Below are 21,230 nucleotides of genomic sequence, written 5' to 3' on the forward strand. Positions count from 1 at the left end.
AATAAATGGCTGTAACCAAACATTTGAAAATTTAATTATGAGTTTCTTACCTGATATCTATCATTTTTTGATCAGATAATCAACAGCGCTGAAATATCCATCGGTGCCCAAGCCAGCAATCACACCATCGACTCCTTTGGTTGTGATCAGCTTACTTCGAAAGGATTCACGGTTGTGTACGTTGCTGATGTGCACCTCTATTTTGGGGCACTTAAGATTGTACAGCGCATCGAGAACCGCAACAGAGGTATGACTGTATGCAGCCGGATTGATAATCAACTTGTCAAATGCATCTGTCTGCTGCAACCAATCGATGAGTTGTCCTTCATGATTGGATTGTAGCACTTCAATTTGAACCTCGTGCTCGATTCCATATGCTACCAAGTTCTTTTTTAGTTCTTCATAACTAAGATTACCATAAATTTGGGGCTCACGGGTGCCCAATTTGTTGAGATTAGGGCCGTTTATGATTCGAATTCTCATATCTTCTTACCTCCTCAACCAGTTTTCTAAGCGCTTTTTTTCGATTCGAGCAATTGACAACCACATGCCTCGCCCGCTTATATGACTGTTTCCTCTTATGATACAGCTTATATAGTATTGACGGATCGTCTTTGAGCATCGGTCTTTTTTTTGTATTGATATGCCCTACGATCTTATCTATCGGACGGTCCAACTGAATGACCAGGCCGTTGCTCCTCATCCACTTCACATTTTCCTCACGGGTGACAACACCACCTCCAGTCGCAACGACTAGCGATCTTGTTGTCGGCAAAGCCTTTAGGCTTTCTGTTTCCCAGTCTCTAAATACAGATTCACCTTCACTAAAAAGTTCGGGGATTCTCTTTTTTGATCTGATTTCAATCCAAGCGTCCAAGTCGACAAATCCGAAATTGAGTTTTTTTGCCAACATCCTACCGATTGAACTTTTTCCAACGCCCGTGATGCCAATGATAAAAACCATCATCTTTGAGCCATCCTCATCAGATCGTAAAGCGCCATCGCAATGACTGACTCTACGACAATGGGTGTTCTTATAACAAATGCCGGATCATGTCTTCCGGTCAACTCATGCTCTATGTTGACTTTTTCCCTGATATCAATCGTTTCCTGTCTTATATAGATCGATGGCGTCGGTTTAAAGGTGCATTTCAATTCAAGATCCATTCCATTGGTTATGCCTCCGAATATGCCGCCATTAAAATTAGTTTTGTGCTTCACAAGGCCATCTTCATAGTAAGCCTTGTCATTCACCTGACTTCCATGGGCTTTGGCAAAATCGATTCCCAAGCCAAACTGAACCGCTTTCATTCCTGGGATGCCGTATAGCCATGCTGCAAGCTCCGATTCAACCGAATTGAAATGTGGTTCGCCAATACCGGCAGGCATTCCGCTTACATTCACCGCCACCTCACCACCTACTGAATCACCTTTTCCTTGAACCTCGCTTAAGAGCTGAGTCACAAGTTTTTTCCACTCCGGTCGAAGGCACTCATACCAAGTACCTGTTCCACTGTCTACGGCATCAAAAGGAAGCGTCAGTCTTCCAAGCCTGACAAGACTGGCTTTTATTCTCAGACCCTCGGTTTCTAAAAGTTGTCTGACAAGCGTCCCGGCAACCACGTAACAAGCTGTCAATCTACCCGAAAACATTCCGCCACCCCGTATATCGTTCTTACCGCCGTACTTGATATAGGCTGGGTAATCCGCATGCGATGGTCGCATGATATGCGCCAGTTGATCGTAATCTTTGGATTTATGGTCTGAGTTTCTGATGATAAACGTAAGTGGAGCGCCAGTCGTTTGTCCAAGATAAACTCCTGAAATCCATTCGACGCTATCTGTTTCGCGTCTTTGACTGGCATATTGACCGCCAGTACTTCTTTTACTTAGTGCGTTTCTTATAGAATCCTCATCGATCGTCAGACCGCTGGGGAGGTTGTTTATCGTCATGCCGATAGCAGGTCCGTGCGATTCACCGAACAGTGAGTATTGGACCACGTTTCCTTTGATACTACTCACGACAATCGCCTCCTAAACGAGCAAAGTCATCATAAAAATGCGGGTAAGACTTTTTAACCGCTTCAGCGCCATCGATGATGACCGGTTGCTCGCATACCGTACTCGCGATCGCCATCGCCATCGCTATCCTGTGGTCGTTCCAAGAGGACACGCTGCCACCTTCTAATTTGGATACGCCATTGATGATCATTCCATCTTCTGTCTCTATGATATCCGCACCAAGCTTCGATAATTCAGAAACAGTGCTTTTAATCCTATCGGATTCCTTGATTCTTAACCGCTGTCCGTTGATGACCCTAGTACGTCCTTCTGATACAGATGCTAAAACGCAAAGTATCGGAATGATATCAGGAATCTCAGACGCGTCAATCGTCGTACCATGAGTTCTAGTCGGAGTACTGATCAGCATGTCGCCTTCCCAGTTTAAACCGCCTTTCATTTCATTGATCACGTCGATGACCTGCGAGTCTCTCTGTAAGGATTCCTTATGCAATCCCTTTAGTCGAATCTCATCGCTTATCTGTCCTGCGACAATCCAGAACGCAGCATTTGAATAGTCACCTTCAACGACATAATCTGTCGTCTCATACTCTTGATTTCCCTTAATGATAAACCGTTTATAATCCTCATTGATCACTTCAATGTTATGCTTTTTAAGAGTATTCAGAGTCATATCGACATATCCTTTTGACTCCAGTTCACCCTCTACGATTACTTCTGTATCATGCTCCATCAGCGGCAGGATGAAAAACAGTCCTGAATAATACTGCGAGCTCACATTTCCAGACAGGCTGACACTTCCATCAATGGCTTTTCCAACTACCGTAAGAGGTAATTTCCCGTCGTAGCGATACTCAACCTGTTTCGCATCGAATATATGTAAAAAATCGTCGATCGGTCTTTCAACCAATCTGTTTCGTCCTGTAAAAGTGGTTTTTCCGTCGACAAGAAGCGACATAGGGATCATAAACCTAAGGGTCGAACCCGATTCATTGCAATCAACTTCTGTTTGAGGAGCGACAAGGGGCTTAGGTTTTATCCTCACGCTGTCTTCCTGCTCATCGAGGTCCACACCAAATGCCCTAAGCGCGTTTATCGTCGCTTTGATATCTTCAGAGAAGATCAGATTGGACACTGTGGAATCCGCTCGACAAAGAGACGCACTGATTAGCGCTCTGTGGGAATCGGATTTCGAAGGAGGTACCCTTAAGTCACCGCCAATTTTCTTTGATAAGATCTTGATTGATTTCACTGAAAATCCCCCTCAACACTTCTACAAGTTCAGTTTCTTCAATAGAATGAATCACTGGACATCCATAATCCTTTAATAGAATCAGATTCAACTTATTTTCTCGAATTTTTTTATCCTGCCTTAGGCCATTGATAAACCACTGCGGATGTTTGTAGACGCTTGAGTCAAACCAAGGCTCTGAGGACATCCACTGAAGAAATTCCAGATAGATCCGCTCATCCATTCCAATCATGTTTTTAGATAATGACAAAGCGATCACTATACCATACATGACGGACTCACCATGTCCGAACCCCTTGTAATCAAATTCCTTTTCCAGGCAGTGTCCGAAAGTATGGCCAAAATTCAGCACCATCCTATGACTTGATTCCTTTAAATCCGAGTGTACGATTTCGAGTTTATAGTTTACGCAGCTTTCAATCACCTCACTGATGTGATCGGCCCACTTCTCACCCTTTTCAACTACAAAATCGAACAAGCTTTTATCGTATATCATACCATATTTCTGAAGTTCTCCAAGTCCATTCAGCCATTCTTTTCTTGGTAGCGTTTTCAAAAAATCCAGTCGGTAGAAAATCTTCTCCGGCTCATGAAAAGTACCGATCAGATTCTTCCCAAAAGAAGTGTTTACAGCAGTTTTACCACCAATCGCAGCATCTATCATTCCAAGCAAGGTGGTAGGACATGCGATCCAAGGCATTCCCCGCTTATAGATTGAGGCTACAAAACCACTGACATCGGTGACAACCCCGCCACCAATGGCAATGAGCAGATCATCTCTGTTTAGTTCCAGTTCCAGCAGCTGGTTTAAAATCAGTTGGACATTTTCAAAATTCTTGTCTGTTTCCCCACCGATCTTGTCATACATGCCTACGACCAAGCTGTTATCAAGCAGTTGGTCTATCCACGACTTATGGAGCATACTAACTTGCCTGTCGACAACGAGAAAAATCCTTCTGCCGTTTGCAAGTGACACAAGTTCCTTAGTACCTGAATCAGGTTTTAACACATACTTAGCCGATAAGCTCATGGATGATCTCCTCAATCGCTTCATCAGAAACGGTCTCTCCTTGCCAGATCTCTTGAGCAAGTACCGCTTGACATACAAGCATATCTATCCCATGAAATACTTTTTTATCAAGAGCGGTAGCCTGTTCAATAAGCGGCGTCTTATGTGGCTTGTAGACAATGTCCGCCACATGGCTCACTGTCATCTTCTCAAGATCGATCACACGCTCTCCAGGAAAATGGGGACCGCCCACAGGTGTCGTATTGATCACCAGATCAACCACGATGCCTGAATAGTCATCCACCACCATCATACGGTGGTCTTTGAACTGTTTGCTGAGAATACTGAAAAGCTCATTTCTCTTTTTTGTGCTTCTGTTGTAAAGCAGTACCTGTTTTACTCCAGAAGTCAATAGAGCATGGACAATTCCTCTAGCGGCACCTCCAGCTCCAATTACAAGTACCCTCATGCCCGTCACAGAACAGCCTCTTAAGCCCAGTCCTTTTACAAATCCCAAACCGTCGGTATTGTCACCGACCCACTTGCCGTCGTTGACAGTCACCGTGTTGATACTGCCGATTCCTTTGGCATGCTCAGTGACCTCATCAACATGTTTTAGCATTTCTTCCTTATAGGGAATCGTAATGTTGAATCCTTCATAACCCTCGTCTTTAATACGTTCCAAAGCACCATAGAACGAATCCATGGCGTCTACTATCTCATAGTTGCACGGTTTTCCCATCCTGTCAGAGATCATCTGATGTAGTTGGGGTGAAAGCGAATAATCTATATGGTTTCCTAATAATGCAAATTTTTTCATAAAACACCTCGAATATAATAAAAGAGCCCTTGCTAGGCTCTTTTATTATATGAAATGTGCGCGCTAATGTCTATCCTCTCTAAAATATGATACACCCAAATGTTCAGGTTCTTCATTTTTAGCATGTTTATTCATCGAAACACCGATCAGTACAAAAATAGTGATCAGATAAGGCAGCATGTCGAAAAAGTACTGGGATACTGGTAAATTCATAGACTGAATCCTAAATCCGACAATATCCAGCCCACCGAATAGAAACGCTCCTGCGATTGCTTTTTTTGTATCCCATCTACTGAAGATAACCAGTGCGATCGCGATCCATCCTCTGCCAGAAGTCAGATTATCCTGCCACGCAGGAACATAGACAAGCGACAGATAGGCTCCACCCAGACCGCAAAGAGCTCCACCTAGGATGATATGAATGTATTTATATAGACTTACATTGATTCCACTCGCATCAGCGGCAGCTGGATTCTCACCGACCACCCTCAGATTTAAGCCGAACCTTGTCTTTGCCAGGTAAATGCTGCACACGATTGCGACAAAGTACCCTAAATATACGAAGATATTCTGATTGAATAACACATGTCCGATCACCGGCACCTTTGAAAGGAGAGGTATGGCAATCGGTTTGTAAAACTGTCTGAACTGTTCTGATAATACTTCACCCATCAGAAGCTGTCCGACAAATCCTGAAATGCCCGTTCCGAGTATTGTCAGGGAAAGTCCGGTGACTACTTGATTGGCCCTTAGCGTGACGGTTATAAATGCGTATAAGGCTCCGCTAAGGCCAGCAGCCATCATCGCCACCATCATCGCTAGGACGGGTGAATTGGTCATATGGCCTACTAAAAAGCCGAATACCGCTCCAATGAGCATCATCCCCTCGACACCTAAGTTGAGATTACCCGACTTCTCAGTCATGATCTCACCTGTTGTCGCGAACAAAAGTGGTGTTCCAGCTTGTACAGCCGCAAATAGAAAATCAATCATAAGCGCCTGCCTTTCTGTCTTTTAAAGAAATTCTCTTTATTTCATAGGCGGTGAAGAACTCACTACCTAAGGCAAAAATCAAAATCATCGCTTGAAGGATCTCTGCAACCGATTGTGGAATTTGAAACGCAGTTTGGATGAACATCGCACCTTGCGTTAGAATTGCAAACAAGAATGCGGTGATTGGAATGATTAACGTGCTCATTCCTGATAACCAGGCAATGATGATCGCTGTAAATCCATATCCACCGGAGACATCCACAGAAAGCGTTCCATTGATGGCAGACGCTTGAACAATTCCAACGATTCCTGCGATCGCACCACTTAAGAACACCGTTTTGAGGATCGTGCCATCCACGTTCATTCCTGCATACTTGGCAGTGTTTTTCGAACTACCCACAACACATATCTCATAACCCAATTTTGTGTGGTTAATCAGCAAATAGACAACCGCTACCAGAAGGATCGTGATCACCCAACCGATATGCACACCAAAAATCGACGGAAAAACCGCTTTGGGATCAAATTGTGCAATCTTAGCGAACCCAAATCCGTTTGGATCCTTCCAGAGTGAAAACTGGAGATACACCACTATTTTAATAGCGATATAGTTCATCATCAGCGTGAACAGCGTTTCATTGCTATCGTACCTGACCTTAAAGAATCCAGGTATCAGGGCCCATAAGCCCCCAAGCACAGCTGCTACCACAAGCATTGTTAAAAGCAGGATCGGTGTGGGAAGGTACGTATGGTAAAGCGCGATATAAGTACCGCCGATCGCGCCCATCATGATTTGCCCTTCAGCACCGATGTTCCAGAATTTCATTTTAAAGGCCAGCAAAATCCCGATTGCGGTCATTGTTAGTGGAATTGCAATCTTGATTGTCTCTTTGACCCTGTATGCTGAACCCAATGATCCGTTGATCATTTCGCCGTAAACTTTGATGGGATTATGACCGAGTAACATTAGAAATATGGCCAGTGTCAAAAGCGCCAGTAAAATTGCGCTTGTTTTGATCATCAGATGTCTTCTAAATGAAATAGAAGCCCGTTTTGAAATCCTAAACATGTCCATCCTCCATTACTCCGCCTGACATCATAAAACCGATAGTCTCCTTGTCAAATTCAGACTTATGGTTCAAGACACCGGTGACTCTCCCGCTGGATAAGACAATCAATCTATCTGAAAGACCCATGAGCACATCAAGATCCTCGCCTACAAAGATAATGCCCACACCTTTTTCCTTCTGTTCGTTCAATAAGTCATATACCAGATGAGAGGATCCGATATCCAGCCCCCTTGATGGGTAGGCTGTAATGATCAGATGAGGATTATTCTCTATTTCCCTGCCAAGTAGCACCTTTTGAATATTTCCACCAGAAAGAAGCCTCACAGGGTGTGTTACTCCGGGAGTATCGATATTGAGCTTTTCAACTAAATAGTTCGCCATCTTCTTACTGTTCTTTCTTGTAATGAAAAAACTTTTTTGCTTGTGGTACTCCTTGAGCAGAATATTGTTGGTGATATCCATGGTCGACACCAATCCCATACCGAGCCTGTCTTCAGGAACAAAACTCAAGGATATGCCTCTTGAGATGATTTCTCTCGGGTTGAGTGCTACAATATCCTCACCCTCGTAGATGACTTCGCCTTTTTTTATCGGTAGCAGACCGGCGATCGCTTCACAAAGCTCTTTTTGACCACTTCCGGCCACACCTGCGATACCTAATATTTCACCTTTTCTTAAGTCAAAGCTTACATCCTTTAACCGCTTGCTTCCACTTGAATCATCCACTGACAGGCCTTTAAGGCTGAGCAGTATTTCATCATAATCCGTCGTCGGACAAGAAAGGGACAAATCCACTTCTCTGCCTACCATTGCATTCGTAAGATCACGTTCTGAACTTTCCAGTGTGATTTTCGTTTCGATATATTCACCTTTTCGCATGATGGTGACACGATCGCTGATCGACATCACTTCTCCTAGCTTATGGGTGATTATGATCACGCTATGACCGCTATTTTTCATCGCTGTGAGTACTTCGAACAGATGGTCTGTCTCTTGCGGAGTAAGAACAGCCGTTGGTTCGTCAAGAATCAACGTTTTCGCTCCCCTGTAAAGCACTTTTAGGATTTCGACACGTTGCTTCTCAGCGACAGACATTCGATAGACCGGTTTTGACGGATCTATTTTAAGACCGAATCGTACCGAAAGTTCGCTGATCTGCTTTTCAACTTCCTTTTTATTGATCCAGTTCTTCTTTTCATTTCCTGCGATGATATTTTCAGCTGCTGTAAGTGCGTTAACAAGCTTAAAATGTTGATGAATCATACCGATTCCAAGGTCGATGGCCATACGCGGCGTTCTGACTTGTACGTGTTCTCCATATACTTTGACTGTGCCTTCGTCAGGCTGATAGATGCCTGCGAGCACGTTCATCAGAGTGCTTTTTCCCGCACCGTTTTCACCTAAAATCGAATGTATCTCACCAACAAAGACGTCCAATCGGACGTCCTTGAGTGCTTGTACCTCACCAAAGCATTTAGAAATACCAATCATTTCAATTGCTTTATCCATGAGTCACCTATTCTATTTTTCCAATAACACCTTCAACAAACCACATCATACCAAGCATGTCTCCATCAGACAATACTTCGCCTTCAGCCACTTTCAACTCGCCGTTTTGATCATAGACCGGACCGGCAAAAGGATGAAGCTCACCAGATATGATCTTCTGGGCACTTTCTTCAACCACTTTTTTAGCCTCTGCTGGAGCGTTCTCCGTTAAAGTATCGATCGCAACGACACCATCAGCCATTCCACCCCAGTAGTTTACTGAAGTCCACGTACCATCAATCACCTTTTGTACCTGGTCTACGTAGTACGGTCCCCAGTTCCAAACTGGAGCTGTCATATAAGCACTCGGCGCCTTATCTCTTGAATCTGTATTGTATCCGATTGCAAATACGCCAGCCTCTTCAGCCGCTTGTTGAGGACCTGCAGTATCCTGATGTTGCGCGATAACATCCGCACCACCATCGATGAGAGCCTTTGCAGCTTCTTTTTCGGTAGCAGGGTCATACCATGTATGGGTCCAAACTACTTCAACTTCAACATCCGGATTAACCGATTGCGCACCTAGTGTGAAGGCGTTGATTCCACGAATAACTTCTGGTATTTCAAAAGCAGCGACATAACCTAGTTTATTCGTTTCTGTCTTTAGACCCGCAACGATACCCGATAAGAATCTAGGCTCGTACATTCTTCCAAAATAATTATTGAAGTTTTCTGCAGAAGTATATCCTGAACAATGTAAGAAGGTCACATCAGGAAACTCCTTAGCAAGTTGGTCAATGTATTCCATATAACCGAAGCTTGTGGCGAAAATCACAGATGCACCCTGATCGATCATACCGGTGACTACTGTTTTCACTTCAGCATCTTCAGCTACTGTCTCTTTATATAGCGTTTTAACTCCAAGTTCATTTTCAAGGACTAAGCGTCCTTCATTATGTGCATAAGTCCAACCACCGTCTCCGACAGGTCCCACATACACAAATCCGACCGTTAATGTCTGATCTTCAGACTTTGTTTCTTCCGTTGAACCGCAAGCGATAAGGCTGAAACTTAACAACATGATTAAAACAACTGCAATCACTCTTTTCATTTTTTTCTCCTTTGGACTAATCCTGTTTAAAAGTAACCCCATCAGTATCTGACATCTTTTCTACTACAGCCAGTGAATATAAAGGCAGATTTCTTGCTCTTAACTCCTTGCCACCGTCTTGAAATCCCTTTTCGATCGCAATGCCTATTCCGCCGAGCTTCGCTCCTGCCATTTCGGTGATTTCTATCAAGCCCCTGCATGCGCTTCCTTCCGCTAAGAAATCGTCCATGATCAGCATCACATCGCTTTTATCGATAAATCGTTTAGCGACCATGATATCATAGGTTTTGTTCTTCGTGTAGGAATGCACTTTGGTGGTTAACATGTCACCATCAAGATTCAGAGATTGTGCTTTCTTTGCAAAAACAACAGGCACATTGAAATATTGCGCCGCAATACTTGCAATAGCAATGCCCGACGCCTCGATTGTCAATATTTTTGTGATGCCCTCATTTTTAAAGCGCTCAAAAAATACCTTTCCCATCTCATTGAGCAATCCAATATCCAGCTGATGGTTTAAAAACGCATCCACCTTCAAGATATGATTCCCGATAACATGACCCTCTGTTCGAATTTTTGCCTTAAGAAATTCCACAATTCACCTCTCGATATTCCTGTTTGGGTTGGCGTACAAAAAAAACTCCTCAAAAAAGGAGTTTAATGCATACGCGCTAAACTCCGTAGCCAGACTATTGACGGTAGTCGGTAGAAACTTTGGACCATATTTCCAAATTATACGAAGTGATTTATGTTTTTATCTGTTACATCATAAATGATTTGCTTACTTGAATCAAGCTATTTTATAAAAAAAGCACAAACATCTTCTCCGATGTTTGTGCTTATTATCCAATCACTCCGCAATTGATCTGGTTTCTACCTTTTCGACAAAGTCGATGTTGCCATTCCATTTGACTATCGATCCATCTTCTAACAGGGCGAACCCCCTATTCGTCGTGACACCGATATCCTTGACGTACTTAAGACCCTCTATCTTTTGAGGCTTGTAGTAGGTTTCGCCCTCTTTGCTTGAATAGCGTCCCCAAGTAAAGACTTCACCGATATCACTCATCGCAACAGCAAAGGATTCACTTGCCACAACCTTTACGATACTCTTGAGTCCTGGAATCTCTTTTGCGAACATAACATCCGTCTCCGAATCCATCCCCAGCTGTCCGTTGTTATTATGTCCGAAACATTTCACCTTTCCAGTATCTAAAACAATAATTGTAAAATTCTTACCGTTTGCAGCGTAAAACGCTCCCGTAATATTCGAAACTGTGGGCGGAGTCGCTTTTCCTTTGAAACCTGTTCCCAGCTGTCCATGGCTGTTGTCTCCCCAAGAGACTACCGTGCCGTCATGTAGCACACAGGTCGCATGGGTGGAACTTAAGCTGATCTGTTTAACTTTACTGACATCCTTTACACGTTTAGGGAGCTCCTTGAACTTTGATACCTCATCGCCAAGCTGACCGAACTCGTTGTTTCCCCAAGTAAGCACCGCACCTGACGCTAGTATCGCAGCGCTATAATCAGGTCCCGCTACGACTTGCTTCACCTGCTCGAGCCCCCAGATTTTTTGAGGCGACTTCGAATGGTTCCTAGTGCCAATTCCAAGTTGCCCATAATCATTGTTTCCACAACTATAGGCTATACCGTCATTGGCCTTAAATAGAGTATGTGTGTCGCCACCGGATATCTGAGCGACATTCTCCACTCCGATCCCCCTTTGAAGCTTGTCATAATCATTGAGTGTTCCGTCACCTATTTGTCCGTACTGGTTCTTCCCGAAAGCGTCGACTTTACCGGAATTGTGGATTCTAAAGAGCGTACCGGCAGAGCATGCCATGCCCTTGATCCCTTTTTCCTCGTTGACCTCAATCTCCACGCTGGCCCAGTCCGACCAATTGTCATTTCTATCCTGTATGCGCATTTCGATCGTATAGGTTCCTATTTTGGAATAGCGTTCCTTTTTGTTTTTCCATTCGACATGTTTGAATTCCTTGTTGTCTGCAATGGACTGATTGTGATTCCACTCCAATTTCGTTGTTGTCGTGATATTGTCTTTCGGAAAATAAGTAATCACCGCCACCGGTTCAACCTTGCTGAGCTTGAACTTATACAAGGCTAAATACAACTTCTTTTCCTCATCATTATAATAGGAGCTGCCACCTATTTTCTCAATCAGTTGATCTCGATGACTGATCTCATTGGCCCTATTTACAATCAAGAACTTTTGGTCGCTAGTCAGTTCATAATTGAGCAGAATGATTGAGGCGTCTTTCTCAATATACTTGTTCAGCTCTGAGATCGATTTGATACCTGTCAAATTCGCTTTATTAAACTCGCTAAGCGCTCTTTTTATCACCTTGAAATCTTCATAAATGTCTGCTTTGCCATTATTCGGTTTAGTTGCAGTATAAATCACTAAACCGCTGATCACTGCAACAAGTGCTGATCCTATTAAAATTCCAGTCACATTAATTCTCCTCAGATAAAACTTTATATTTTTTCACATACCTTAAGATCAAATACTCCCCTGTCAGCTCTTAAACTTCGGAAGCATCACTATAAATCGGTTACCATCTTCAGTCACTCTCAGCTCGAGCATCCCAGACAATTCGTTGACAACCGAATTTACGATATGTAGTCCTAATCCTCTATTAATTCCATTTGTCGAAAATCCTTTTTCAAAAATCTTTTTCTGATTCTCCTCACTTATTATCGGAGTATTATTAAAGATCTCAATTCGATAAAACATAGCTGTCTCATGAATATCGAGCGAAACAACTTTTTCCAGTTTATCAGAAGAAGCTGTCGCTTCAAATGCGTTTTTCAACAAATTTCCGATAATTGTATTCACTTTGTAAACATCTAGATTGAAATCCTCGATTTCCTTCAGCGTAATATCAAATTCGAGACCCAGTTGCTTCGCTCTTTTAATATACCCGAATATCAGTATCTCAACTTCTGGAACACCAAGTTCGTACTTTCCCTTGGAGTAACTGGCATCCCTTGATAACTGCTTTATGTAAGAAAGCGCCTTATCATTGGATTCCACTTCAATCAGTCCTGTGATAACCTGCAAATGATTCATCAGGTCGTGCTTGTATATCCTAAGTTTCTGGTTATGCTGCTCAGTCAATTGTAGCTGTAGCGCATTCAGTTGAGATGATTTATGATTTTCCAACATCAGATAATAACTAAGCGTCAAAAGTGAAATGGAGATCAATGAGATCAGAACGTAATAAAAGTACGAGGTATTCACCCTATCGGTAGTTTGCTCAATTATGCTTTCTATATTGACGTATTTTGTAAATGCCCATGGATAAGAAGACAACACGTCGCTCATCACTTCGTACTTATTCTCACCATTTTTTAGTATCGCATCAGAATCGGGAACCGTACTGCCAAGCAACTGCAGTTTGTCATCTTTTAAGCTGAATGCTTCAATTTCTTTGTTCTTAACCTTAAGTTCAAGTTCTGATAGATTTACATTAACAAGCATGAAGGATACGACCTTATGGTCGGCTATACCGTATAAGGGCTTTAAAAGTACAATATCAGCATTAACAAACGGTTTAAAAAATTCCCTGTCGCTGATCACTCCGCCGTCGCTTTCATTAAGTGCCAGGCATTCCTGATACAGCACTTCTCCTTCTTCCCAACCATAACGGGGTTCAGGATAGATCATCGTTCCACCAGGCGTTATGTAGGTTACCGCCCTTACAATCGATTCCTTTTCAATAAGTTCTTGTGACTTCTCTGCTAAGAACTCGTCAAATTTCTGTTTATTGGCAAGTTCCAAATTGTCGTAAATCTCCAAGCCTCTCATCACACCTGCATGAGAGGCCACCTGATCGATATTGCTAGCTAAAGCAGAAGTCGCCCTATCCAAGCTATCATAAGAAGCTTCATAGCTTTGATAATGTAGCAGTAAATCATTTTTTAGTTCAAGGGCGACAGTATTGTCAAAATGCAATTTTACAATGATAAGAAAAGGCATATATACGATAAATAAAAACACAAAAAAATACTTCCAATTGATCGTGGACCATTTAAGTTTCTTCATCTTGATTCTCCATATAGGTCTAAGTTCCTAGGCTAGGTCTTATTATACACGATTTGTACAATGAAAAACAGATTCAAGTTCTAAACCACTCGAATCTGCTCACCTATTTTCAAATGATATTCATCTATTAATCCGACACGCCCTTCCAACACGGCTTTCGCACCACGATGGTAGAGCATTTTATTTTTTCCTATGTTTCTGTGAAGTGCCAAAATTTGATCAGTTTCATCCACAAAAACGACATCAAGTGACAGTTTCATAAAAAAAGTATGGATACTTGAGCAAGGTGTCAGTAGATAGAACTTACCTGAGTCGATTGTAGATCTACCCATCAAACCGGTTAAACGGGTGAAGAAGGTCTCCATTTTAACAACTTCAACTAATGTCATCTCAACATCCTCACATAAACATATCAGAGATTCGAATCACTGCCGGCCCAAGTATAACTACAAATATGGATGGAAAGATAAATACGATTAGTGGAATCAGCATTTTGACTGGAGCCTTAAGCGCTTTTTCACGTGCGATCATTTTTCTGTTCTCGCGTATGAGCATTGCTTGAACCTTTAGTACCTTTGCTATACTCACACCTAGTTCATCCGCCTGTATCACCGATAAAAGCAGTGTGTTAAGCTCATCGATATTCACTCTTTTCATCATGTTTCTCAATGCGTCTCTTCTTACGACGCCCATCTTGATATCCTTCAAAAGTTTTTCGAACTCATCCGATAGTGGATTAGACCTGGTCTGAACGACTTTTAGGATCGCTCCGTCAAAGGACAATCCCGCTTCGACACTGACTGTAACCAAATCAAGTGTAAATGGCAGCTCGCGTATCATAGACGCATTTCGTTTCTTCTCAACCCTTAAGGTATAGAATCTAAAGCAGTACTTTGCAAAAGAATACACCACAATCGACACCAGAATCAGTTTCAGATCAAAAGCTCCGCTAGCGATCCACATTAAGAGTGTGGCAATGACCGTAATGATAAAACTAACTAAGTTCGTTAGCAACATCCATTCAGTCGGTGTATATTTTTTAGACAATCCACAGTTATCAAGTTTCACTTGTAGCCTTTTAAGCTTGTTGGCAGGTGTGATTTTTAAGAATAACTCACTTAATTTGGCGAGCTGTCCGATATAGGCCTTCTTGCCCTTGTCCTCTGCCTGGATATCCCCAAACCGTTCGAGCCTTTTCATCAGTTCAATCCGTTTTGCAAAAATGATATTAAGCACACCATAAAACAGGATAAGCAGGAGTGCAAACACTAAAATTGTGATAATCAGTTCCATAAGCTCACCTCAATATTCGATCTTGATGATGTTTCTAATGATAAGTGCACCAATCATTTGATTGAAAAGTGCTAAGGCGATCATGATGCGACCAGCAAATGTATTGATGAGCAACAACATGTACTCAGGAGTCATGATAAAGATGATTCCACTAATGAACAGTGGAAGTGCCATTACTATCGCTCCTGACAACTTACCTTGCGCTGTAAGTGTTCTTACTTCATTGAATATTCTTTGTCTTTCTCTAATTGTCTCTAAAATGTTGTCAAGAATATCCGCCAGGTTGCCGCCAATTTCCTTCTGTATGAGTATGGCTGTTATCATCAGTTCCAAATCCTCAATCGGAAAATTCGTAACCAGCTGCTGTAAGACGTCTTCGGTAGATTTACCAAGACTCATTTCCTTGATGACTTGCCTGAATGCGCCGGAGATAGGATCGGTCGTCTCTTCGACAAGCCTATTGAGCGCTTGAAAGAAACTATAACCCGCTTTCATCCCGTTTGAGATGATTTGAATCGAATCACCCAACTGCTTTTCAAATTTTTTGAGCCTTCTCTTCGACCTGATCTTAAGTACAAACAAGCAACCAAAATGAACGACTACCATCAATACAAGACTAAGGAATATGCTTCTTGCGAATATGTAGCCACTGAATAAGGCGACTACCTGCAATATGGAGTAGATAAAAATGGCATCGATACTCGTCATTTGAAGGTCCGCCTGGGTCAGCATCTTTTCGATTCTTTTTACCCGTACTTTAGGCTTTTTCTTTTTTTTGATGCCGGAGACGCTTGAACTTTTAATAAGCTCCTCTGAAGCTGAAACCCTCTCGATCACACGTTGACGGGGTTTTTGGGCACTAAGAAGAATAATGATGAGTACTTGAATCATAAAAAATAGAACACTTATTATGATAGCCATAACTACTCTCCTTTCATCAGTCTGTACTAAAGATGCTAAACGGAACTTGAATTCCGTGATCCTGAAGTTTTTCAATAAATTTAGGTCTGACGCCTGTGAACTCATACTCACCCACAACGCGTCCCTTGGCATCCAAGCCCTTTTGCCTGTATACAAAAATATCTTGTAACACGATAATATCCGATTCCATACCTTGTACTTCCGTAATATGCGTGATCTTACGTGAACCGTCTTGAAGTCTTGACTGTTGGATGATCAGATCCACCGCTGATGCGACCTGGTCTCTGATCGCTTTGATCGGTAAATTCATACCTGACATCAGCACCATCGTTTCAAGTCTTGCGAGCATATCTCTTGGTGAATTGGCATGCCCAGTCGTTAGTGAGCCGTCATGGCCTGTGTTCATCGCCTGTAACATGTCAAGGGCTTCGCCTGAACGTACCTCACCTACGATAATTCTATCTGGGCGCATACGTAAACAGTTTTTCACAAGGTCCCTTATCGTCACTTCTCCCTTGCCTTCGACATTTGTCGGACGGGTTTCAAGTCTAACGACATGTTCTTGAGACAGTTGCAGCTCGGCGGCATCTTCAATGGTTACGATTCTCTCGTCATTTGGAATGAAGGACGACAATACATTGAGCGTCGTCGTCTTACCGCTACCGGTACCTCCGGATACGATAACATTGAGTCTTCCTTCAATACACATTTTAATCAGTTCAGCCATTTTGGTATTCAACGTTCCAAATCTTATCAGGTCATTCACCTTATAAGGATCCTCACTGAACTTACGGATAGTAAGCGAAGGTCCATCAAGGGCGAGTGGTGGAATAACTGCATTTACACGCGAACCATCCGGCAGCCTTGCATCAACCATCGGCGAACTTTCATCTATACGCCTACCTATGGGATTTACTATCTTTTTAATGACATGGATTACATGGTTGTCGTCCTTGAACTTCGCATCCGTCAGCACGAGTTTACCATCTTTTTCCACGTAGACATGATTCGGCCCATTGACCATAACCTCTGAAACATCCGAATCATTTAAAAGGCTTGTGATCGGTCCGAATCCTGTTATCTCGTCCATCAACTCATCCCGGATTCTCGCTCGCTGCACCGAGGTCATGTTTAGCGATTCCGCTTCCAGATGCTTTTCGATGATTTCTTGAATCTCTTTTTTTATCTCATCATTCATCTCGCTAAGTGCCGAAAAATCGATATCCAAATCCTCGATCACACGATTTTGCAGTGTCATCTTCAGTTTATTGATCTGTTCTTCCTTATCGGATGACAATGACTTTTGAGTCCCTTTAGGTTGACTTTCCAATCTTGATTTCAACGACATCAGCTAGACCTCCTAACTATCGATTAAATTTGCGACCATATTGAGCTGCTTCACTATTTTTGTATGTCGATGCCTGGTGTATAAGCTTCCCGGGTCGCCTATGTTCATCACGTGTCTAACAATTTTGGGTTGTTCTTCCACTTCAGCATGTACTTTCATTTTTATGGCTTTTTCGATATCTTTAACAGTCATGCCGGATCCCCTATAGGATTTGTTGACAATGACTTTCACCTTATCGCTTGTGTAATTAAGCGATTTCATGACTTCTATTCCTTGGATCGCATTTTGAACGGCAGCGAGCTCCATACTCGTCACAAAGTGAATTTGAGTACTCGCGTCCATAATCGCCAGGGTAACATCCGAATAGTTGACACCTAAGTCGCATATGATGATATCATAATACCCATTCACAGTTTTCAACAGATCATCAATCGCCTTCTTGCTTATGTACTCCGCATGCTCCGCTTTATGAGGCGATATGATCACATCTAGATTTTCTGAGTAATGTAGTAAGTAGGGTATCAATGCTTCATAAGAATGCTCAGCACCTTCCTCGACAATATCTGTGATCGTACGGTCTTGCTTTAAACCCATAGAAAGACCCAGATCTCCAAACTGAAGATCTGTGTCTATCAGTAGTACTTTTTTCTTCTGTTCTTTTGATAGAAAGATCGCGGTATTCATCGCTAAAAATGTTTTTCCCGTTCCACCTTTTGTGCCAAAGTAAGAGATAATCTTTGTATCAAACACCTTATGTGATACCGCAGAAACTTGCTTGATCTTCTTATGCCTTGAATAGGTTTCAGTCAAGGTTTGGGCGACAAGCTCAAAATTGAGCGGTTTGATGATGAACTCCTTAGCGCCATAGAGCATGGCCTTTTTGAGATATTCACTTTCACTCTGCACAGACATGATCACGACGATTATGTCCGGATGGTTTATCGTGAGCTGACCCGTCGCTTCAAGACCGTTGAGTTCTGGCATGTTGATGTCCATCAAGACGATGTCCACTTCATTCTGCTTTACAAACTGCAGTACTTCAAGTCCGTTTTCCGCTTCACCGACCACCTCGAACTGCTCATCCATTTCAAGAAGCCGTCTGATCAGCTGCCTTGTGTCCTTGATATCATCTGCGATTAAAATCCTAATTTTCTGTTCCACCATCATCACCCGCCTCTGTATTTTCTAAAACTGGAATCTTTAACGCGGTACCTACTACGATTAAGTCTTCATCTGCAATGCGATTTACGGTCTGAATGAGTGAGTAGCGTGATTCATCACCATAAAATGCAAGTGAGATACTATTGAGCGTATCACCGTATTTAACAGTATAATAAATATACTTTTGAATTTCTACAGGTGTTTCAGTCACTTCTTGCTGCGCGATAATTTCGTATTGAGGGAACAGGTCCTTGATACGGTCAAAGTCATCGATAATGAGCTCTTCCCATATCGTTCCGCCCGTGTTGTATACGTAATCACCGTCAAGCGGTCTAAGCGCCACTTTCAACTCACCTATGTTTTCAGCAAGCACCAGCTTTTCTACATCCTTTACAGGAACAGCAAGCGTCAACGTATATACATCCGGTGAATCGATCCGGTTCATTTCATCTCGGTATAAGTTCCTATCCACTGCAAGCACATTGACATTTTGCAAAAACATGATTGACAAGTCTGGTCTAGAGGTTCTTTCATCAGCTGTCATCGCCGGTAGTGTCAGTACGATATCTATCCAGTCACCCGTCTTGATCAAATCGCTTACACCGGTATTCTTGTTTACCGTGATAGAAATCGCACGGTAATCGTCTTTGATCTTAAGGCTTAGCTCGTCATTGATGTTTTGGATGATCCGTTCCGATCTGATGCCCTCACCCGCCAGAATGGATTCTCTTGTGTAATATCCGATGATCTCATCCGTATTCAAGATGTAGGCATCGTAAAAACCGTCGTCCGCCACTTCGATGGTAGTGAGCATTTCTTTGGTCACTTTTGTCCGTGGTGGAATGCTTTCTGTGGCGACGACGATAGATATATATTCTTGCTCGACTACTTTTGTAGCAACGCTTCTTTCATTCATATAGTAATAAACAGAAAAACTCAATAGCGCCGAAAAGACAACTGCCAGAATCAATAGTATCTTTCTAAAATTTTTCATCATCCACCTACTTTATTTGATTAATCGTGAAGATAGTAATCCGTAATCGCCAGCTTCATTATTGATATTGCCAGCAATTACTTTAGCGACGAACTCGCCTTCAATCGTCCAGTCGTTGCCTGTCTTTACTAAATCACTAACTTTGATCAGTGCGAATCCTTTAACCTCGACGCTTGTCAAACCTTGATAATCCACATCGCTTCCTATAACAGGAAGCACCCAGTATCTGTCGTCATCATCCGGTCCCAAACTATTGATATAATCACTCGCCTGTCTATAAAGTGAGGTCATGGCACCAGGTTCCGTGTCTAAAAAGTCGCCGACGTTGATTACCACATCGGTACCATAAAGTACGTTATCCACCAAGTCGGACAAACCAGAGTCTGCATCACCCAATCTCACAGGTCCGTAGTTTCCCTGATCGCCGACCATCTCTCTTAACACAACGATATTGCCAGGAAAGCATTGATCCTCTTTTACAACAAAGGGTCTTAGACCAGTTGCTGCAGATCCTGCAACTCCTACTTGCGCGGCACTTGTTTGCGCGATATTCACCTCGGTTACGCCAAAGACCCTAGCAAATATGGTCTGAACCGTGATTTCACCGTTAAGCCTTATAATACCTTCCTCATTATCGATGAGTATCGTTACATTCGCTGGATCTACATCATTAAGCACCAGATAGTCGTTTACCATTGTTCGTGCGGCCTGCTCTGAATCAGGTAGTTCTTTGATTCCCGCAAGTACGGCCGCGTCCATTCCGTACTGCAAATTGTTCTTTTCTACTAAAAAAACACCATAATCTATGACGATTGCCACTATTCCCATGATCAGAATGATGGACATAGCGACGATAATCATCACACTGCCTTTTCTCTTCATGATTTTCACTCCCTTACTCTACACGCATTACAACTTCCACTTCAAGCGAAAGTTCTTGACCGGTAAAAGCGGCTAATAAAGGTGTTATTACAGTATGGTTATAAATAACATTGACCGTAACATCATCTCCACTGCTTCTAGAAGTATCTGCGGGCGTTATTGTGATCGTCAACTTACTTGTATCTAAACCAAAAGCTTGAGCTTCGATTTGAGCAATCGTGTTCGCATCGGTTTCACCAAGGCTCAGCTGCCTAGCCGCATCTCTAGCAGAAGTCTGTAGTACAAAATAGGCGTTAAACACCAAACCAAACTCGATGATTGCAATTAGCACAAGTACCAGTACAGGTACTAAGATAGCAAACTCCACCACGGATTGGCCCTTTTTCTTACTGCGCATTTTAACACCTCCGCTATGAAATTAGGCCGCCTCAATAGAGACGGCCAGTAATTTTAAAGCCTAAACTGAAAGATTCTCCTCGGCGCTATGTATACCTCTCTTCAAAAGGACCATGCGTCGTTTGTGTTACAAGAAAAATTAAAGTTTTGTTGTGATGTTGTTAAAGATATTTCCAATCGCTGGACCAAGTAAAAGTAATGCTGCAATAACTACAATAGCTATTAGAGCAACCAATAGTGCGTACTCCACCATACCTTGTCCTTTTTGCTCGTTCAATTTAATTCTCATCAAATTCATTAAATTCATAAAAGTTGTAATCATATGAACCTCCTTTTTAAACTCTCCATCGTCATTGTATGATTGCTTGTGTTTATTATACATCTAGCAAATAAACTAGATT

22 protein-coding genes and 1 riboswitch are annotated in these 21,230 nt (G+C 42.5%); all 22 genes read right to left on the minus strand.

The features are described from left to right. Positions 1-60 precede the first annotated feature (60 nt). Positions 61-483 (minus strand): type II 3-dehydroquinate dehydratase, encoded by a 423-nt coding sequence (gene aroQ / locus DWB64_RS09535; protein WP_129488004.1) that lies wholly within the window; start codon positions 481-483, stop codon positions 61-63. Next, the gene (locus DWB64_RS09540; protein WP_129488005.1) at positions 455-967 is read right to left on the minus strand and encodes a shikimate kinase; all 513 of its coding nucleotides are present in this window, start codon (positions 965-967) and stop codon (positions 455-457) included. The genes aroQ and DWB64_RS09540 overlap by 29 nt, the downstream gene beginning before the upstream one ends. Then, positions 964-2,022 (minus strand): chorismate synthase, encoded by a 1,059-nt coding sequence (gene aroC, locus DWB64_RS09545; RefSeq protein WP_129488006.1) that lies wholly within the window; start codon positions 2,020-2,022, stop codon positions 964-966. Before aroC ends, DWB64_RS09540 begins: the two co-directional genes overlap by 4 nt. After that, the gene (gene aroA, locus DWB64_RS09550) at positions 2,015-3,274 is read right to left on the minus strand and encodes a 3-phosphoshikimate 1-carboxyvinyltransferase (protein ID WP_129488007.1); all 1,260 of its coding nucleotides are present in this window, start codon (positions 3,272-3,274) and stop codon (positions 2,015-2,017) included. The genes aroC and aroA overlap by 8 nt, the downstream gene beginning before the upstream one ends. Next, positions 3,234-4,304 (minus strand): 3-dehydroquinate synthase, encoded by a 1,071-nt coding sequence (aroB, locus tag DWB64_RS09555; RefSeq protein WP_164980334.1) that lies wholly within the window; start codon positions 4,302-4,304, stop codon positions 3,234-3,236. The genes aroA and aroB overlap by 41 nt, the downstream gene beginning before the upstream one ends. Beyond that, entirely contained in the window at positions 4,288-5,103 is an 816-nt protein-coding gene (gene aroE, locus DWB64_RS09560) for a shikimate dehydrogenase (protein WP_129488009.1), read from the minus strand. Before aroE ends, aroB begins: the two co-directional genes overlap by 17 nt. Positions 5,104-5,166: 63 nt before the next feature. Continuing rightward, positions 5,167-6,096 carry an ABC transporter permease gene (locus DWB64_RS09565; RefSeq protein WP_129488010.1) on the minus strand — a complete coding sequence of 310 codons (930 nt, stop codon included), beginning with the start codon at positions 6,094-6,096 and terminating at the stop codon, positions 5,167-5,169. Then, the gene (locus DWB64_RS09570; RefSeq protein ID WP_129488011.1) at positions 6,089-7,165 is read right to left on the minus strand and encodes an ABC transporter permease; all 1,077 of its coding nucleotides are present in this window, start codon (positions 7,163-7,165) and stop codon (positions 6,089-6,091) included. Before DWB64_RS09570 ends, DWB64_RS09565 begins: the two co-directional genes overlap by 8 nt. Beyond that, entirely contained in the window at positions 7,158-8,675 is a 1,518-nt protein-coding gene (locus tag DWB64_RS09575) for an ABC transporter ATP-binding protein (RefSeq protein WP_129488012.1), read from the minus strand. The genes DWB64_RS09570 and DWB64_RS09575 overlap by 8 nt, the downstream gene beginning before the upstream one ends. 7 nt (positions 8,676-8,682) lie before the next feature. Continuing rightward, positions 8,683-9,765, minus strand: a complete 1,083-nt coding sequence (locus DWB64_RS09580) for a BMP family ABC transporter substrate-binding protein (protein ID WP_129488013.1) — start codon at positions 9,763-9,765, stop codon at positions 8,683-8,685. Between the two features lie 16 nt (positions 9,766-9,781). Next, complete coding sequence (locus DWB64_RS09585; RefSeq protein ID WP_129488014.1) at positions 9,782-10,360, minus strand: xanthine phosphoribosyltransferase; 579 nt, start codon at positions 10,358-10,360, stop codon at positions 9,782-9,784. A gap of 66 nt (positions 10,361-10,426) precedes the next feature. Beyond that, positions 10,427-10,525: riboswitch (purine riboswitch) on the minus strand. Positions 10,526-10,615: 90 nt separating this feature from the next. Then, positions 10,616-12,241, minus strand: coding sequence for a hypothetical protein (locus DWB64_RS09590; protein ID WP_129488015.1), 1,626 nt, complete (start codon positions 12,239-12,241; stop codon positions 10,616-10,618). 63 nt (positions 12,242-12,304) lie between these two features. Beyond that, positions 12,305-13,834, minus strand: a complete 1,530-nt coding sequence (locus DWB64_RS09595) for a sensor histidine kinase (protein ID WP_129488016.1) — start codon at positions 13,832-13,834, stop codon at positions 12,305-12,307. A gap of 80 nt (positions 13,835-13,914) precedes the next feature. Continuing rightward, entirely contained in the window at positions 13,915-14,223 is a 309-nt protein-coding gene (locus tag DWB64_RS09600) for a DUF192 domain-containing protein (RefSeq protein WP_129488017.1), read from the minus strand. A 10-nt stretch (positions 14,224-14,233) separates the two neighbouring features. Beyond that, positions 14,234-15,127: a type II secretion system F family protein gene (locus DWB64_RS09605; RefSeq protein WP_129488018.1), complete on the minus strand. Its 894-nt coding sequence runs from the start codon at positions 15,125-15,127 to the stop codon at positions 14,234-14,236. A 9-nt stretch (positions 15,128-15,136) separates the two neighbouring features. Continuing rightward, positions 15,137-16,048 (minus strand): type II secretion system F family protein, encoded by a 912-nt coding sequence (locus DWB64_RS09610; RefSeq protein ID WP_164980335.1) that lies wholly within the window; start codon positions 16,046-16,048, stop codon positions 15,137-15,139. Positions 16,049-16,064: 16 nt separating this feature from the next. Beyond that, on the minus strand, positions 16,065-17,396 hold the full coding sequence (locus DWB64_RS09615; protein ID WP_129488020.1) for a CpaF family protein: 1,332 nt from the start codon (positions 17,394-17,396) through the stop codon (positions 16,065-16,067). A gap of 12 nt (positions 17,397-17,408) precedes the next feature. Then, positions 17,409-18,557: a response regulator gene (locus tag DWB64_RS09620; RefSeq protein ID WP_164980336.1), complete on the minus strand. Its 1,149-nt coding sequence runs from the start codon at positions 18,555-18,557 to the stop codon at positions 17,409-17,411. Next, a complete protein-coding gene (cpaB, locus tag DWB64_RS09625) occupies positions 18,541-19,551 on the minus strand; it encodes a Flp pilus assembly protein CpaB (RefSeq protein WP_164980337.1) in 1,011 nt (336 codons plus the stop codon). The genes DWB64_RS09620 and cpaB overlap by 17 nt, the downstream gene beginning before the upstream one ends. Positions 19,552-19,563: 12 nt before the next feature. Next, positions 19,564-20,433, minus strand: a complete 870-nt coding sequence (locus DWB64_RS09630; RefSeq protein WP_129488023.1) for a TadE/TadG family type IV pilus assembly protein — start codon at positions 20,431-20,433, stop codon at positions 19,564-19,566. Positions 20,434-20,446: 13 nt separating this feature from the next. After that, positions 20,447-20,830, minus strand: a complete 384-nt coding sequence (locus DWB64_RS09635) for a TadE/TadG family type IV pilus assembly protein (protein ID WP_129488024.1) — start codon at positions 20,828-20,830, stop codon at positions 20,447-20,449. A 138-nt stretch (positions 20,831-20,968) separates the two neighbouring features. After that, positions 20,969-21,151, minus strand: a complete 183-nt coding sequence (locus DWB64_RS09640; RefSeq protein ID WP_243118971.1) for a Flp family type IVb pilin — start codon at positions 21,149-21,151, stop codon at positions 20,969-20,971. Positions 21,152-21,230 lie beyond the last annotated feature (79 nt).

Origin of the sequence: Fusibacter sp. A1, assembly GCF_004125825.1 — a bacterium.
Classification (GTDB): domain Bacteria; phylum Bacillota; class Clostridia; order Peptostreptococcales; family Acidaminobacteraceae; genus QQWI01.

What these genes read in the sequence shown, in the direction of transcription:
- aroQ (WP_129488004.1), bottom strand. Translation starts at nt 483, where the DNA reads ATGAGAATTCGAATCATAAACGGCCCTAATCTCAACAAATTGGGCACC.
- DWB64_RS09630 (WP_129488023.1), bottom strand. Translation starts at nt 20,433, where the DNA reads ATGAAGAGAAAAGGCAGTGTGATGATTATCGTCGCTATGTCCATCATT.
- DWB64_RS09610 (WP_164980335.1), bottom strand. Translation starts at nt 16,048, where the DNA reads ATGGCTATCATAATAAGTGTTCTATTTTTTATGATTCAAGTACTCATC.
- DWB64_RS09540 (WP_129488005.1), bottom strand. Translation starts at nt 967, where the DNA reads ATGATGGTTTTTATCATTGGCATCACGGGCGTTGGAAAAAGTTCAATC.
- aroE (WP_129488009.1), bottom strand. Translation starts at nt 5,103, where the DNA reads ATGAAAAAATTTGCATTATTAGGAAACCATATAGATTATTCGCTTTCA.
- cpaB (WP_164980337.1), bottom strand. Translation starts at nt 19,551, where the DNA reads ATGAAAAATTTTAGAAAGATACTATTGATTCTGGCAGTTGTCTTTTCG.
- DWB64_RS09570 (WP_129488011.1), bottom strand. Translation starts at nt 7,165, where the DNA reads ATGTTTAGGATTTCAAAACGGGCTTCTATTTCATTTAGAAGACATCTG.
- DWB64_RS09640 (WP_243118971.1), bottom strand. Translation starts at nt 21,151, where the DNA reads ATGATTACAACTTTTATGAATTTAATGAATTTGATGAGAATTAAATTG.
- DWB64_RS09615 (WP_129488020.1), bottom strand. Translation starts at nt 17,396, where the DNA reads ATGTCGTTGAAATCAAGATTGGAAAGTCAACCTAAAGGGACTCAAAAG.
- aroB (WP_164980334.1), bottom strand. Translation starts at nt 4,304, where the DNA reads ATGAGCTTATCGGCTAAGTATGTGTTAAAACCTGATTCAGGTACTAAG.
- DWB64_RS09575 (WP_129488012.1), bottom strand. Translation starts at nt 8,675, where the DNA reads ATGGATAAAGCAATTGAAATGATTGGTATTTCTAAATGCTTTGGTGAG.
- DWB64_RS09595 (WP_129488016.1), bottom strand. Translation starts at nt 13,834, where the DNA reads ATGAAGAAACTTAAATGGTCCACGATCAATTGGAAGTATTTTTTTGTG.
- DWB64_RS09565 (WP_129488010.1), bottom strand. Translation starts at nt 6,096, where the DNA reads ATGATTGATTTTCTATTTGCGGCTGTACAAGCTGGAACACCACTTTTG.
- DWB64_RS09635 (WP_129488024.1), bottom strand. Translation starts at nt 20,830, where the DNA reads ATGCGCAGTAAGAAAAAGGGCCAATCCGTGGTGGAGTTTGCTATCTTA.
- DWB64_RS09580 (WP_129488013.1), bottom strand. Translation starts at nt 9,765, where the DNA reads ATGAAAAGAGTGATTGCAGTTGTTTTAATCATGTTGTTAAGTTTCAGC.
- DWB64_RS09600 (WP_129488017.1), bottom strand. Translation starts at nt 14,223, where the DNA reads ATGACATTAGTTGAAGTTGTTAAAATGGAGACCTTCTTCACCCGTTTA.
- DWB64_RS09605 (WP_129488018.1), bottom strand. Translation starts at nt 15,127, where the DNA reads ATGGAACTGATTATCACAATTTTAGTGTTTGCACTCCTGCTTATCCTG.